11 protein-coding genes are annotated in these 15,652 nt (G+C 66.4%); 6 read left to right on the top strand and 5 right to left on the bottom strand.

All coding sequences use genetic code 11. From position 1 onward, the window contains the following. Positions 1-25: 25 nt before the first annotated feature. The 4 genes from ACTJI6_RS18115 to ACTJI6_RS18100 form a co-directional block, all read right to left on the bottom strand. Positions 26-1,069 carry a DUF7146 domain-containing protein gene (locus ACTJI6_RS18115; protein WP_440802675.1) on the bottom strand — a complete coding sequence of 348 codons (1,044 nt, stop codon included), beginning with the start codon at positions 1,067-1,069 and terminating at the stop codon, positions 26-28. A 313-nt stretch (positions 1,070-1,382) separates the two neighbouring features. Beyond that, positions 1,383-1,613, bottom strand: a complete 231-nt coding sequence (locus ACTJI6_RS18110) for a type II toxin-antitoxin system VapB family antitoxin (RefSeq protein ID WP_440802673.1) — start codon at positions 1,611-1,613, stop codon at positions 1,383-1,385. 210 nt (positions 1,614-1,823) lie between these two features. Beyond that, positions 1,824-2,246, bottom strand: a complete 423-nt coding sequence (locus ACTJI6_RS18105) for an antirestriction protein (protein WP_440802671.1) — start codon at positions 2,244-2,246, stop codon at positions 1,824-1,826. A gap of 170 nt (positions 2,247-2,416) precedes the next feature. Beyond that, positions 2,417-4,630 carry a ParB/RepB/Spo0J family partition protein gene (locus ACTJI6_RS18100; protein ID WP_440802669.1) on the bottom strand — a complete coding sequence of 738 codons (2,214 nt, stop codon included), beginning with the start codon at positions 4,628-4,630 and terminating at the stop codon, positions 2,417-2,419. A gap of 355 nt (positions 4,631-4,985) precedes the next feature. Here ACTJI6_RS18100 and ACTJI6_RS18095 point away from each other — a divergent pair, with 355 nt between their 5' ends. Then, a complete protein-coding gene (locus ACTJI6_RS18095) occupies positions 4,986-5,630 on the top strand; it encodes a hypothetical protein (protein WP_440802666.1) in 645 nt (214 codons plus the stop codon). Positions 5,631-5,724: 94 nt separating this feature from the next. Here ACTJI6_RS18095 and ACTJI6_RS18090 read toward each other — a convergent pair whose 3' ends face one another. Then, complete coding sequence (locus ACTJI6_RS18090; RefSeq protein WP_440802716.1) at positions 5,725-6,669, bottom strand: ArdC family protein; 945 nt, start codon at positions 6,667-6,669, stop codon at positions 5,725-5,727. A gap of 350 nt (positions 6,670-7,019) precedes the next feature. Between ACTJI6_RS18090 and ACTJI6_RS18085 the strand changes: the two genes are divergently transcribed. The 5 genes from ACTJI6_RS18085 (at position 7,020) to ACTJI6_RS18065 (ending at position 15,557) form a co-directional block, all read left to right on the top strand. Then, on the top strand, positions 7,020-8,132 hold the full coding sequence (locus ACTJI6_RS18085; RefSeq protein WP_440802665.1) for a metallophosphoesterase family protein: 1,113 nt from the start codon (positions 7,020-7,022) through the stop codon (positions 8,130-8,132). Beyond that, a complete protein-coding gene (locus tag ACTJI6_RS18080; RefSeq protein WP_440802662.1) occupies positions 8,129-10,756 on the top strand; it encodes an AAA family ATPase in 2,628 nt (875 codons plus the stop codon). The genes ACTJI6_RS18085 and ACTJI6_RS18080 overlap by 4 nt, the downstream gene beginning before the upstream one ends. A 353-nt stretch (positions 10,757-11,109) precedes the next feature. Next, positions 11,110-11,613, top strand: a complete 504-nt coding sequence (locus ACTJI6_RS18075) for a hypothetical protein (protein WP_440802659.1) — start codon at positions 11,110-11,112, stop codon at positions 11,611-11,613. Continuing rightward, entirely contained in the window at positions 11,613-14,351 is a 2,739-nt protein-coding gene (locus tag ACTJI6_RS18070; protein WP_440802657.1) for a M64 family metallopeptidase, read from the top strand. Before ACTJI6_RS18075 ends, ACTJI6_RS18070 begins: the two co-directional genes overlap by 1 nt. A 705-nt stretch (positions 14,352-15,056) precedes the next feature. Further along, the gene (locus ACTJI6_RS18065) at positions 15,057-15,557 is read left to right on the top strand and encodes a hypothetical protein (protein ID WP_440802655.1); all 501 of its coding nucleotides are present in this window, start codon (positions 15,057-15,059) and stop codon (positions 15,555-15,557) included. Positions 15,558-15,652: the final 95 nt, after the last annotated feature.

Raw genomic sequence — 15,652 nt, 5'->3', positions numbered from 1 at the left:
CCCGGCCACCAGCACGGACCCTGCCTCACCCCTGCAGGAAACGGCGTCGGTCGTCGGGATGAAGCACGTCCTTCAGCGCCGCGCTCAGGGTAGCAGCGCCACGATGCCGTAGGTCGTCATTGAAGTCGCCCGCCACGGGCACAAGCGCAATCGCCTCGATGCCGAGGCTGGCCGCTCGGGCCAGAAGGCTGTCGCGCGCTCTGTCGCCGGCGGGGTCACGGTCGCACAGGACATAAAGGCGGCGCAACGTGGGAGGGAAGAGCACGGCGGCAAGATGGGCGGCCGAGAGGGCTGCCAGCATCGGCATGCGGGGCAGGACCTGGCGCGGCGACAGCACGGTCTCGATGCCCTCGCCCACGGCCAACACATCATCGGCTACTCCGAAGCGGACGCCGTGGCCGAGGAGCTCTCCCATGGCCCGGCGCGGCGTGGCAATCGCGGCCTTGCCGGAGCCGTCAGGGGCAAGCCAGGTGCGATGCGCGCCGGTCTGGCGGCCGGCAAGATCGGTGACGGCGGCGATCATCGCCGGGCGGGGTTCGGGGCGCGCCTGCCCGTCTGGCCGGTAGTAGCACCGGGGGTGGAAGCGCAGCGCGCCCGTGCCGGTCAGGCTGGTGATGGAACGCCCCCTAAGGTAGGTCTCGACCAGGGAACCCGCGATTGGCTGCGCCATGGCGAAGAGCCGTCGGGCTGCCTTCTGCGAACCAGATGCCGCCGAGAATGAATGGCTGCCTCTTCCCTGCTGCGGTGCCGGCTCGGGGTGAGGCAGTGCGAGGAACCGGCGTGCCTCGGCCACCACGTCCTTGAAGGCGGCAAGGCCCTGTGCTTCGCGGATGATGTCGAGCAGATCACCGTGGGAGCCGTCACATGCATCCGTCCACTTGCCTGCGGCACCCTTGCCGGTCTCCGGCCCGCTCAGGCGCACGAACATCGAACGGCCGGGGGTGTTATGCACATCCCCGACCAGCCAGTAGTTTCCGGCACGATGGCCGGACGACAGGTAATGGCGGCAGACTGCCTCGGCCTGCCGGCCAAGACGGATTGCCAGATCCAGTGCTTCATGACGGGGCATGGGGGACTCCTGGGGAGAGCGGAAGAACAGAAGCGAGCCCGCGGTGCTCTCTCGACCGCGCCGGCTCATCCCCGATCCAAATCCGCCTCTGCCTTTTCGGCTGCCCCTCGATCAACGCTTGGGAAAGGAATTGTTGGACCGGTGCCATCTCGTAGAGACCAGCACCAACGCAGCAGTGCTCTGGCGGGCGTAGTCCAGGATCAGCGCATGTCCGATGGCGGCGTTTGGCCACGCGACGTCAAGCAGGGCGCCGGAATAGGGTGCTTTGGCCAAGTGACAGGTTACGGCGCAAAGGGCCGATTTGTGAGGACGATCAACGCTTTTTTGACGGGTGCACCATGCGCGTCGACTTGCGGCCGTAGTTCTTCACCGTCTCGCGCAGGGTTTCGATCTGGTCGTCAAGGGTGGGTGTGGACCTCACACGTTCGATCTCGTTCCGCAAAGCCCGGCGCATGGCCTCAGACGTGTCGACGCCCAGCATGTCCGCCAGGGTTTGCGCCAGAGCGTCCAGGCTGTCATCGGGGATCGGGCTCTTATCCGTCATCGGTTCCGCCTTGTCTGTCGCCCCGTTCCTCCTCCGGTATGCACAAGGACCGCTGCCGGGCAAGACAGCACGCGAGCGCAGCCATGCCCCCAAACGGGTTCGACCCGGGCTAGCGCCCGCCTGCCGCCATCCGATCAAGATCGTCAGCCACCGCAGCGACAGCCCGCATGAAACAAGCGCCCAACCAGGAAGGCCGGGCGCTTGCAGCAGTCAGTCGATGGCCTGGAAAATCTCGCGCGCCTCGGGATGATCCGCGGCATGGGCGTAAAGCCGGGCAAAGCCGTCGGTGAGCTCCGGGGCATCATGGCGGAACGACAGGTGCGAAAAGGCAAACAGCGTGGCGATGATGCCGGCGGCGTCAGCCGAGACATCGCCTTCATAGCCATTGCCGTCCCAAACAAGGTGGAAGCGAGGCCGGGAGGTCGGCGCCAGATAAAGTGGCTGGCCTGCCCGTTCGCAGAAGTCCCAGATGCCGCCCGTGTAGTCCGCCGGGCTGAGCTTTTCCATGAAGCCGAAGACCGCCTGTTCGCCGATGAGGAACAGGCGGGGTCCGAACAGCCGGGGCAGAAACACCATGCGGCGGTGCTCGGCAACAGGCGTGGCGGGCGTGAAGGCCGGTGTGGTCATGCTCATGATGGGGTCTCCGAAAATGAGAAACGGGATGGGCGGCCTGGACGGCTTCTCTGGATCCGTTCAGGCGCAGCTTGTCCCGCCCGCCTCTCCCTCTCGAGATCCCGGGGCACCCTCCCGGACAAGCGCGTGATGATGTTGCCGGGGCGACAAACGCCGCCCCGCAGCCCCCCTCACTCCGCAGCGATGCCCTCGGGATCGCGATCGCCCTGCCGCAGGCTGCCGTTCTCCCCGGCATTGGGTTGGCTCTCGTCTGTGGAGGTCGCCCCACCGTCGAGCCCGATGCTCTCCCGATCGTTGCTGTCAGACAGGGGCCAAACAGAAGATAGCCTCTCGTCGCCCGCCCATCTGCCGAGGTCGTCTTCGGCAGTCCTCAGCCGCAATGGCCCGGGCAGCCAGCCGGTCTCGGCCAGGAGCCGCTCGGCTTCCCGCGCCATGTCGGGCTTCTTCAGGTGCTCGATGCGCCGGGCAGCCTCCTCCCCGACCCCGTCGCGCACCGCCTCGAGAATGCGCGGCTTGGTGACCCGGCCAAGATAGTTCTCGACCGTGGGCCGCCAGCCGGCCCGGGCGAGATCGAGGCCGGTGGCTCGGGCCAGCCGGTCGGCCTCGGCAAGCCGTCGCTCGAGGCCTGCCTGACTCACGCCCATGCCGCTATAGGGGTTTGGCCGCTCGACAAGCGCATTGACCCCGAAACTCACGCAATGGGCGAGAAGCGCCAGACGTCGGGGCTCCTCGAGGCTCTCGATCCAGAACCAGAGTGCGTCGTCGCCCTCGGTCAGGGGCAGGTCAGCCTGCCAGCCGGCATGCCGCGCCGCGATGCTCCGGGCGGGCAAGCTCTCGCCCAGGTCCGGTGCCTGCTCTGGAAAATGCACGGGACGCACGGCCACCTCCAAGGCTGCGCCGGCCGACCGGCCCCCGAAGCAATCGATCACCAGCCGGTGCAGGAGGGCTGTCAGCGCCACGTCGGGATGCATGGCCAGAGCATCCCGAAGCGCCAGGGTGCGATGCGCGGTCAGCTCCGAGACCAGCCGCTCGGGCAAGGGTTTGTGGATGTCGGCGGCCTCGTCGCCGTCCTCACCGCTAGCTGGCTGACCCTCGAGGGTGCTCCCGTCGGACCGGGTCGTCTCGCCCTCTCCCTGCCCGGCTTCCGTGTCGGGCAGGTTCCCGGCATCGTCACCCCCTGTCGAAACCGGCCTTTCGTCCTGCGGCCGGACATAGCCGCGATCGATGTTCAGGCTGCCATCGGCCCTGAGGCTGACGAACACCCCTGCCCGGGCCTTCTCCTCGGCCGAAAAGACCATTGGCCGGGTCTCGAAGGCCTCGAGCGCCGCCTCGATCTCGCCGAGCCGCCGGTGGACGTCCTCAGGCAGCTCTTCGGCCTCGGCATGCTCGGCCTCCAGCTGGTCGTATTCGTCGCGCAGGGCCTCGCGCGCGGCACGCTCTTCTTCCGTCAGATCGACGACTGTTCCGCCGATCTGACGGAACCCCCGGTCATGGCCGTAGGGAAAGCTGACGGCAACCTCGACCCAGGCCCAACCTTCCGCGGCGATCGCCTCAGCCTCGCGCTCAAGCTTCTCTGTGACCAAACGGTCTAGCAGAGCCGCATCCTGCAGCCAGCCGCCATCGTCGGTCTCGAAGAGATCGCGCAGCACGATGCCACCCGCCGCCTCGTAAGCCGGGACGCCTACGAAGAGCGCCCGGCGGTCGGAGGCCCGCACCGTGGTCTCTGTCAGCATGCGGCGGATGGTGTAGGGCTCCTTCGACCAGCTGTCCTTGACCACCTGCCAGACCTGCTCCTGGCGCGCATGGTCGTCGGTCACGGTAAAGGCCATCAGCTGTTCGAGCGTCATGGCGTCCTCGCCGTAGACCTCGAGCAGCGCCGGCGAGACCGCGGCCAGCCGCAGGCGCTGCCGGACGATCTTCACGTCGACGAGAAAGGCCGCGGCGATGGCCTCTTCGGTCATGCCCTCCTCGCGCAGGGTCTGGAAGGCGCGGAACTGATCAAGCGGATGGAGGGGGGCCCGCTCGATGTTCTCGGCCAGCGACACTTCCGCGATGGGAACACCGGATGCTGCCCCGGCCTGCGAGACAATGCAGGGCACGGGTGCGTTCCGGGCCAGGCGCTTCTGTTTGACCAGCAGCTCGAGCGCCCGGAAGCGCCGGCCGCCGGCCGGCACCTCGAAGAGGCCGGTCTCCTGGCCGTCCTCTCCCAGAACCGGGCGGACATGGAGGGACTGGATCAGGCCACGCCGGGCAATGGACTGGGCGAGGTCCTCAAGGGACATGCCGGACTTGATCCGCCGGACATTGGACTGGCTGAGGACCAGCTTGTCGAAGGGAATGTCGCGCGCGGACGCGAGGGTGATGGGGGATATGGCTTTGGCCATGGCAGTGTTCTCCGCGACGGGTGCCGGGGAGCCTCTCTCCCTGGCTGTTAACCCGTCACGATCCCCCCGGCCCTCCTTTCCCTCTGGTCGTTCTCCCACCCGAGCCTGCGTCCGGATCTCAGCCACCGAGCCAATGTGGATCACCCGCGATGGCAGCATCGCCCTGAACGGATGCAAGGGCTGGTAAAGGCGGTCTGAAGCGCATCGACACAGGTCTTCGTCCTCGCCGGTGCAGACAAGGCTGCTCTTGGTGAAAAGCTTGATCCGGGTTCGGCGGCCACGCGAACTGCAAGGCAACCAATCCTCGACCCCGCGCCCCGAGGCGGTTACGCTTGTGTGTCTGCAAGGGGTGGCCATGAAGAAAACTGCCAAGTCTCCCGCCGGGAAAGCGGTCAAGGCGCTGCTTGCCAAGTACGCCTGCCCTGTGCCGTTTCACGCGGTGCGCACCCGCTTCCTCGGCAATATTGCCACTCCGGCGATGTCGATTTCGCCCTTGCCGATCATCAAGGGCCTGTGGGGCGGCGAACTGCCGCCGTTCGACAGCATGGATGATCTCAATGAGCTGCTCGAGGCTTTGGTGCAGGGGTTGTGGAACGACCTGACCCGCCATCAGAAGCGAAGCCAGCCCTTCCGGCTCACGCGCCTGTCTATGGACGCCACCGCGGCACAGGTCGCCCGCTACGCCCGTGTCCGCTTTGAAGAACTGGACGGCTTTCTCGAAGGGCTTTTCAATGGCGAGGAGGCCATTGATCTGCCCCAGCGTGCGCATGAGGCCGTCGGTCGCCTCCAGGAGCTGCGGGCCATGATGGCCGGCATCCGTGAGCTGGTAATGCGTGAGCCCAAACCGGATGACCGTCCTCAGTTGGAGACGACCTTCAGGCATCTGCAGGAGCTGACCCGGATCATGGAGACCGAGATCCACGAGGCCGTGCTGTCCTGCGCCCGGGCCCGTCACCAGAGGCTTGACGGCATCCCCTTTGCCAAGCCGACGCTTCATTGATGGCCCTGTCCTCCGAGGAATGCCTGCGCGACAAGTTGCGCAAGATCGAGGCGCTTTATGCTGGTGCTGCGACGGCCGCGCTGCGCTGACGGGTCTATGGCCCACCTTGCTGGACAGTGCCGGCGATACCGAGACAGCCGGGGTGGCCCGCATCCGTTTCAGCGGGTGCGCCGGGTGGTGTGAGAGCGGGCTGCTGCGCATGCATCCAGTCGGCGGCCTGCTGCGCCTTGCCGGCAGCCGTGAAGATCGCGCGGGGGTCTGCCGCCATGACCTTGAGCCACGAGGCGATGTAGGCGGCATGGTCGGGCCGCGGATGATGGGCAATGCCGAGATCGGCAAGCACGAAGCCGCTGAGGATCTCGACACAGCATTCTTCGGCCGCATAAGCCTCCGAGCCGAACCGGCCCGAGAGATCGCGGTCAAGCCTGTGCCTGGCCCCTGAGGCGTGGCCCATCTCGTGGATCCAGACACCGTAAAAGGAGGGGGCATTCCGGAACTTCGCGAACTCGGGCATGAACACCGTGTCCACGGAGGGACGGTAGAAGGCTTCTGAGCCGCCAAACACGGTTCTTATCCCAAGGTTGGCGATGAAGTCTTCCGCATGCGCCAGACGCTCGCTCTCGGACAGGTACGGTGTCAGAGGGCATTCGTATCCATCCACCTGGGCCAGGTTGAAGACCGAAAAAGCCCGCGCAACCATCCGGGTGCGGCCGCCATCGTCCTTGCCGTCGTCCTCTGCCTTTGTCTCCTCGCGCGAGGCGATCTGCTTCCACAGGACCACGGTGGTCGAGCGCTCACCCTTGCGGACCTGAGCACCGGCAGCCTGCCACTGCCGATAGGTACCCCACAGGCCATCGCTGTAGCCCGATGTCATGGCCGCGACCCACAGCGCCACGATGTTGATGCCCCGGTAACGCTTGCCTGATGCAACATTGGTGGGGCGCGCGGCATGGGCACCGTCATGGAACCACGGGGCGTGCCACTCACCGGCCCCGTGCTCGAGGGCCGCGATGATTTCTGCGGTAACGCGCGTGTAGATGTCAGCGCGCGCTTCAGGATGTGTCCCGCGAGATGATGGGGCAGTTCCCCGGGAGCGGCGGGACCCTGTGGAATGACCGCCGCCTGCAGGATGTGTCGCTCGGGCAGCTCGCTTTGTTCCAGACATTGGAAAGTCCTCCGTGACGGGCGCCGGAGGCCTCTCCTCCAACCCTCAACCCGTTACAGACGGTCCGCCAGACCTCTGGCTCTCTATGGCAGGCGGCGCAGGACAGGCGGGTCATCAGCCTGCCAGGACAAAGCGCTCGACGCCTCTTTGGGGTTGCCGAACCAGCGGCGTGCGTGTTCTGTTCTCGATCCGCGACAGTGCCGACCCGAAGGATCCCTTTTCCGATGTATCGCTTCCTGCATTCCTCAGACCTGCACCTGGGCAAGGCCTTCGGCACCTATCCCGAGGCCATCCGCAACCGCCTGCGCGAGGCCCGCCACGACGCGATCGCCCGGCTGGCGCAGGCCGCGCGGGACGGGGGCGCGGGCGCGGTGCTGCTGGCGGGCGACACCTTCGACGCCGAGACCCCCGCCCCCGACACCCTGCGCCACGCCCTGCGCGCCATGGCGGCCGAGGCCGACATCACCTGGATCATGCTGCCGGGCAACCATGACAGCCTGGCTGCCACCGAACTGTGGCGGCGCATCGCCCAGGACGGGCCCGCCAACCTGCGGGCGATCACCAGCCCCGATCCGGTCGAACTGGCCCCCGGCGTGATGGTCCTGCCCGCCCCCTGCACGCAGCGCCGCCCCGGCCGCGACCTGACCGAGGCGATGGCCGCACCCACACCCGAGGGCTGCCTGCGCATCGGCCTTGGCCACGGCGCCATTGCCGACTTCTCGGGCGAGGACGGCGTGGCGGGCATCATCGCCCCCGACCGGGCGCAAAGGTGCGGCCTTGACTACCTGGCGCTTGGCGACTGGCACGGCCGGATGGAAGTGAACGGGTCCACCTGGTATTCCGGCACGCCCGAGGCCGATGGCTTCAAGCACTCTGCGGCCTGCTGCGCGCTGCTGGTGACGCTGGACGGGACCGCGCGGGTTCGCCCGGTCGAAACCGGCAGCATGGGCTGGCAGACGGTCACGCTGGACCTGCTGCCCGGCGACGATCCGCTGGCCCGGCTGGACGGTGCCCTGCCCCCACTGAGGCTGCGGCGCAACCTGCTGGTCCGGCTTGTCGCCACCGGGCGGCTGCCCTTGTCAGACCGGGCCGCGCTTGATGCGGCGGCGCAGGCGGCCGCCCCCGATTTCGGCTGGTTCGGCCATGACCTGTCCGGCCTCGCGACCGAGGCGCGGCCCGACGACCTGGACGGGATCGACCGCGCGGGCGCGCTGCGCCAGGCGGCCGAGGCGCTGCTGGCCGAGGCGGGCGATCCCGACCGCAGCGCCACTGAGCGCGCGGTGGCGGCCTCGGCGCTGTCGCGGCTCTACGCCTTGGCGCAAGAGGTGGGGGCATGAAGATCCGTGCGCTGCACCTGACCAACGTGCGCCGCTTCGCCGGCCACACCGCCCGGATCGAGGGGATCGGCGACGGCATCACCGTCCTGTGCGAGCCCAACGAGTTCGGCAAGTCCACCTTCTTCGACGCCATCCACGCGCTGTTCTTCGAACGCCACCGCGCTACCCGCGCAGGCATCAAGGCGCTGCAACCCCATGTCGGCGGCGCGCCCGAGGTGGCGGCGGATCTGGACCTGCCCGACGGGCGCTACCGGGTGGAAAAGCGGTGGCTGACCCGCGCCTCGGCCAGGGTGTCGCGCGACGGGCGGACCGTGGCCCAGGACGACGAGGCCGAGGCCTGGATCGACCGGATGCTGGGGGCCGGGCTGTCGGGGCCGTCGGGCCTTCTGTGGGTGCGGCAAGGCCTGCTGGGACTGGAACCCGAGGGCAGTTCGGCCAGCGACAAGTCCGACCGCGAACGGGCGCTGTCGGCGCGGCGCGATCTGCTGTCCTCGGTCGCGGGTGAGATCGAGATGATGACCGGCGGGCGCAGGCTGGACGGGGTGGTGGCGCGGGTGGGCGATGCGTTGGGCCAGCTTGCGACGGCGACCGGGCGTCCCAAGGCGGGCGGCGAATGGGCGCGGGCCGAGGCCGAGGCCGAGGCCCTGCGCGCCGAGGAGGCCGAGCTTGCCGCCAAGGCCGCGCGGCTGTCGGGCGACCTGTCCCGCCGCAGCGAGGCGCAGCGCCAGCTTGCAGCCCTGGACGACCCAGCCGAGGATCAGCGCCGCGCCGAGGCCCTGACTGCGGCCCGCGCCGCCCTGGCCGAGGCCGAGGCCCATGCCGACCGCCTGGGGGCGGCGCAGCGCGCCCTGGCCCTGGCGCGGGCCACCGACGACAATGCCCGCGCCGAGATCGAGCGGCTGGAAACACTGTCTGACCGCGCCGCCCGCGCGGCCCGGGCCCTGGCCGCGGCGACCGAGGATGCGGCCCGCCACGACAGCCGCGCCACCGCGCTGTCCCAGGCGGAAGGCGACACCGCCGCAGCCCTTCGGGATGCCGAGGCCGCCACCCGCGCCCTGCGCGACCGTCTGGCCCTGGCGCAGCGGACGCGCCTTGCCCGCGCGGCCCAGGACCGCGCCACGCATCTGGCCCGCAGCCTGGCCGAGGCCGAACGCCTGCGCGCCGACATCGAGGCACAGCGGGCGCAGCGCGGGTTGCTGGTGGTGACGCCGCAGGCCCTTGCCGCCGCCGAACAGGCCGCCGACGAGCTGAACCGGGCCGAGGCCCGCCTGGACGCGCAGTCGGTCAGCCTGTCCCTTGCCTATAGCGGCGCCGCGCGGGTCCGCGCCGACGGGGCCGACCTGCCCGAAGGCCCGCACCGCCTGACGGGCCCGCGCGACTTCGACCTGCCCGGCATCGGCACCATGCGCATCGACCCCGGCACCCAGACCGGCGGCGACCGGGCGCAGCTGGACAAGGCCGCGGCCACGCTGGCCCAGCGGCTGTCCGCCTGCGGGGCCGAGGACCTGGCCCAAGCCCGCGCCCGCCTGGTCGAGGCGCAGCGGCTGGACGACAGCATGCGCAGCGCCCAGGCCCTGCTGACCCAGCTTGCGCCGGACGGCCTTGACGCGTTGCGCCAGGCCCATGCACAGACGGCCGCAGAGGCCGGTGCGGGCGCTGAGGAGGCGGGCGACCCCGCCGCCCTTGAAGCAGACCTTGCCGCCGCCTCGACCGCCGAGGACCAGGCCCGCGCAGCCGCTTCCGAAGCCCAGGCCGTTCTGCGCGCCGCGTCCGAGGCACGGGCGGCCGCCACCGCCACGCTGGCGGCCGCCCGTCGCGCCCACGATGCCGCCGCCGCCGAGGCCGGCGATCCGGCGGCGCTGGCCGACCGGCTGCGCGACCTGCGCGATGCCCGCGCGGGCCACCAGGCCCGGATGGCCGAGGCCCAGGCCGAATGCGCGCGGCTGGAACAGGCGGCCCCCGACCTGGACATGGCCCGCGCGGCGCTGTCGAGGGCGCAATCGGTCGCGGACCAGGCCCGGGCGCAGCGCGACCGCCTGCGCGAGGATCTGGCGATGCTCAACGGCTCGATCGGCACCCTGGCCGAGGAAGGGATCGAGGAACATCTGAACGAGGTGCGCGGCAGGCTGGCCGAGGCCCAGGCCCGCGCCGCGCGATACGCCGCCGAGGTGCAGTCGCTCACCCGCCTGCGCCAGGCGCTTGACGAGGCGCGGCGGCAGGCGCGGGACGCCTATCTCGGGCCGGTGCTGCGCGAATTGCAGCCTCTGCTGGCGGTGATCCATCCCGGCGCCACGCTGGAGATCGACGACCAGACCCTGCTGCCCGCCGTGCTGACCCGCGACGGCCAGCCCGAGGCCCTGGACATCCTGTCGGGCGGCACGCGGGAACAGGTGGCGATCCTGACCCGGCTGGCCTTCGCGCGGCTGTTCGCGCGGGCGGGCACGCAGGTTCCGGTGATCCTGGACGATGCCCTGGTCCACAGCGACGACGACCGGATCGAGGCGATGTTCACCGCCCTGCACCGGGTGGCCCAGGACCAGCAGATCCTGGTCCTGACCTGCCGCCAGCGGGCCTTTGCGGCCCTGGGCGGCGAAAGGGCCAGGGTCAGCATCGAGGCGGTTTGAGGCGTCACCTCCTGGCGCAATCCGGAACCGTAAACGTCGCGAAACAGGCACGAAGCAGCCTGACGATCCAGAATTTCCAGATATTCTCGAGTGATCCTCGGCCTACACCTCAATTGGCCTGCTTCACTCTGAAGGGCAGGCTGTAACCTCAAGCTCCCCACCGGCTAGTTTTGAGGTGCAAACCACTAAGAAACTTTTAAAAAATGATACTTATATGTTCCATCAGCGTATTATTTTTATCAATCACTCCCATGATTATAACCCATCCACTAGACAATTATGGAAGTGCCGTTATTCAGAATCATGTTTATAGACATCCATTTTTCTGCTAATATTAATCTGGAAGTTCGCCATTGTATTTCGAGGTTAATATTATGTTTGGATCTTGGAGACTATCATTCATTCGCGAAGGCGACGGCTACATTGCCAGATCGGCAGACTGGATCGCGGGTCGCACCCTTGGGGGCACCTGGAGCAATCCAGAGAGGCCTAATGGTAAGGAGCGGACATCTCGACCCGAGAAAGAGAGCAATACGGTCGGGCGGTTTCTGGAACTGCGGGATGAACATGGCCGGACCCTTTATCGTCGCAGCGTCACGCAAAGCCTCCCGGATATGCTTGAGTATCCGACGGCCGATCCAGATCGGCCTTTTGGCCGGGCGCCCGTACCGCAAGGCAAAGTGATTTTTGTCCGCGTGCCCGCCGACGAGCGGGTCCGATCCGCGGCGGTGGTCGACGCGACCGCTGCAAAGCGTGGGCGGCGCAGTGCGGATGCAGGCACTGCCGAGGCACGCATCCAGAAGCGCGTGATTGCCGAGATCAGTCTCCGCCAGACTGGCCAAGAGGAGGCACGCTGATGGCTACGTCTGACGGCACCGTTATTGGAATGACAAAGATCTTTGACTCCGGCTCTCCTGCATCTCGGTGGAACCTCGTCATCGTCTCGGACGGCTATCGCAACACTGACATGGCCCAGTTTGCGGCCGACGCCGATGCCATCCGCGATTTCATCTTCGCAGTGCCTCCCTTTGACCGGCCCGAGATCATTGCCGGAATCAACATCTATCGGCTGGACGTCACCTCGACGGACTCAGGCGCCGACAACCCCGACTGCGACGGGGTCAACGGCGGCGCCACGACGGCCGCCACCTATTTCGACTCGACTTTTTGCTCAGACGGCACGACCCAGCGACTGCTGAGCGGCGACAGCGCGCTTGTTGAAGCGACTGTTGCCAGTCTCTTGCCGGACTGGAACCAGATACAGGTCCTGGTGAATGATCCGGAACGTGGCGGCGCCGGTGGCACGATCGCCTGGTCCAGCAACCAGTCTAGCGACTGGCGCGAAGTCGTGCTTCACGAGATCGGCCATTCGGCCTTTGAGCTGGCCGACGAGTACGATTACGGCGGTCCCGACATCTTTGCGGACGGTGAGCCGGACGAAGTGAATGTCACCATTCAGCCGGACCCTGCTTTGGTGAAATGGAAGGCCCTGGTGACCGCCGGGTCCGCGTCACCCACACGGTCCAACCCGAGTTGCGCGTCGACCGACCCCGGCCCCAGTCCCGTGGCGGCAGGTGTCGTCGGCACCTTCGAGGGGGCCAAGTACAGCCACTGCGAAGCGTTCCGCCCGGTCTGGACTTGCATGATGCGCGACACGGCAGACCCGTTTTGCCCCGTTTGTACCGGCAAGATCGTGGCAGACCTGGCACCCTTCGCGCAGCCTACGCCTGGCGGCGACGTGACCTTGGCCACACCGACTGTCGATTTCAACGACGTGCCCACCGGCCTGACCGTCAATCGCGCCGCACGCTTCAACGTGAACAGCGCCCTGCCGGTGACGTTCCAGATCATCACCGCCCCGACCGCGCCCTTTGCTCCGGCAATAGGCACCCTGGTCGTGGCCCCACCCGCCGGACCTGCTCCCTGGCCGGGCTATGTTTGGTTGCAGTTTCAGGCGGGCGCGACACAGGGTCCCGTCCCATCGCAGCAGATCACGATCCGCTGCCTCGAAACGGGCGAGGACTTCCTCGTCACCTTGGTTGCAAACGTGATTGCCCGCCCCCGCGTGGCCACGCAACTGGTCTTTGACAAGTCAGGCTCGATGCTTGATCTCACGGATGAAGGACGCACGAAGGAACAGGTGCTCCGAGACGCAGCATCGGTCTTTGCCGACCTTCTGTGGGACGACAATGGCATCGGCATCAACGCCTATGATCACGACCCTCATCCCATCCTCGATGTGGCGGTCGCGGGCGCCCCAGGGGCGGGCCAAGGCCGCGATGCGGCGATCGCCGCCATCGGTGCGCATGTGTCCAATCCGGCCGGTATGACAGCGATCGGGGACGGGATCGAGCTGGCTGCCCAAAAGCTGACCGGCGCACCCGGCACCTGGGACAATCGCGCCATGCTGGTCATGACCGATGGGATTGAGACGGCGGACAAACGGATCGCCGATGTTGCCGATGCGATCACGTCCGAGGTCTATGCCGTCGGCTTGGGTACGCCCGAACAGATCCGCCCCGCCACGCTGAATGCCCTGACCAGCGGGACAGGCGGCTATCTTCTAATGACAGGCAACCTCTCGACCGATGATGGCTTCCTGCTGGAGAAGTACTATCTCCAGATCCTGGCCGGCGTGAACAACAACGACGTGGTTCTCGATCCCGAAGGGCGGATCGCACCGGGAGAGGTTGTCCGTATTCCCTTTGACGTCACTGAACAGGATGTCGAGATCACGGCTATTGCCTTGGGCAAGCCGGCGCATTTCTTCATCATGGCCCTGGAAACGCCAGCCGGCGATATCGTGGGTTTCGGGGACCCTGCCCTGATCGCGCGGGCCAGCCCGCAGGTGATGCACATGCGCGCGGGCCTGCCGCTTCTTGCAGGCGGCAAGCCCGCGCAGGCGGGACGATGGACGCTGCTCCTGGCGCTCAATCCGCGCGGGACGGGCATCAAGGACAATCCCGGATGGAGCGGCGCCAGCTTTACGATTCCCTATTCGGTCAGCGTGACCGCCCTATCGAACCTGCGCATGACCCCTGCCCTCCACCAGAGCAGCCTGCAGCCGGGCGCAACGGTCACCGCCCGCGCGGTGCTGACCGAATATGGCGCGATCTTTCGCGGCTCTGCTGCGGTGCGGGCCGAGCTTGTCCGGCCGGATGGTACGACAGCACTGCTGCCCCTGCCCGCGGTGGCGGGTGACCCCGGCGTGTTCCAGAACACTGTCGTCGCCGATCAAAGCGGCGTCTGGAAGTTCCGCTTCCTTGCGTCCGGCATGACATCTCACGAGCAGCCGTTCATGCGCGAAGCGCTACGCACGGCTGCCGTCTGGCAGGGAGGCGACAATCCCAATGGCGGGGGCGATCCGTCAGGGGGCGGCTCCGATCCTGGCTCTGGTGACGGCGTTGACTGGGGCGACCTTCTCGAATGCTTGTTTTGCGGGAACGTCATTGATCCGCGGCTGGCCGAACGCCTGAAATCAGCGGGGTTGAACCTCGACGAGCTTTGCCGATGCCTGAAGACTGCGAAGCGCTGTGGCTGCAAAGGGGATGATCGCACCGACATCATCAAGAGGATCGCGGCTCTGTTGAGGTGAACTGGCAGCCGCAATTTGTGTTCAGGAGACACAGCAGCAGGGGTACCCTGTGCCGCTGCTGCCTTACCCGACAATCAGCCGTGTGCGACAATCCTGTCGGGAGAGGCTCCGGCTCGATTCTCTGTGGACTGCTCAGCCGTCCGATCGGATGCGACGGGCCGAATGTCGCTGAAGGGCGGAAAGCGGCCTGACGGCGATGCGGCATGGAGGCAGCGGCATCCTAAGAAGACCAGTCATTCTAAAACACCGCTGTGAGATGTCAGCTTGGTCAGCTAGTGAGAACGGAAGACGGACGTCGGTTGCAACAGTAAGTGTGATTGGCTCGCACCAGCAGTAGAGTGTCAGTATGCCCAACGGTCTGGAAGGTGGCCATTTAAACGTGCTTTGCGCATCAGCGCCTAGCACCGAAAACGACTACATCGCTTCGCTTTACAACGTACCGCGTCTATAGTTCCATAGATCCCAGCACACGTTGAAGATCCTATTAGTGGTCTGCTGAAGTGTAGAAAAAGAATGATTATATTAAGGGGTTTTGGGATTGCCAAAATGCATATAGCGGGTGGGTTATACCACGAACTGTGCGAAACGCCGACGTGGAACGCTCAGTTTGGTTCAGGGGCGCGCGCTGCCGCAGCGATTAGTGTTCTCTCACCAAGGAGCACTCTCCACACCTACGCCCTGAACGAAAACAGCCCTGGGTCAGACATGCTGACAGCACTCGGCGTGCACGTTTCGTCGACCCCCTCCGATACCGCAATTATGTTCGCTTACTTTCATCCACTTTCTCAGCCACACATCGAGCCCATACCTGAAGCTATCTCCCAACAACCTCCTATACATGTTTCCGGAGATGTGGTGCTAAGGTTCGGGTTTCTTGAAGGGTCTGCTATCGTGCATGCCGAGAGGGTGATTTACGATCCTCAGACAGCAATTCGGCCTCAGGCGTTTGGTGCAAACGGGTCAACAGCAAAGCAGCTTGCTTTAGTGATGAATGAGCTGGAGCTATGCCGCTATGCAGGATGCGCTGATATAACAGCTGCCGCCGCGACTGTGTTGTCATCTAGCGAGCAAGAGACGGTGATAGTCGTGAAGCGTGGAGTACGGGGAGTAGCGGTCTATGAGCGCAACGTCGAACCGACCATTGTTCCTCCATATTACTCGTCACGGGTATTCAAAATTGGTACAGGGGATGTATTCAGCTGTTGATTTCCACCCAGAACTGAGCCGGCATTTCCATCGAGAAGTGAGCCACCTCTGACTATGGATTTCCGGTCATTCAGTGGTCAAGGCGTGATTGTTCT

Origin of the sequence: Paracoccus sp. 22332 (genome assembly GCF_052045125.1) — a bacterium.
Lineage (GTDB): Bacteria > Pseudomonadota > Alphaproteobacteria > Rhodobacterales > Rhodobacteraceae > Paracoccus > Paracoccus haematequi_A.
Note: the sequence above shows the minus strand (reverse complement) of the source record. Positions and strands in the feature narration are given on the sequence as shown.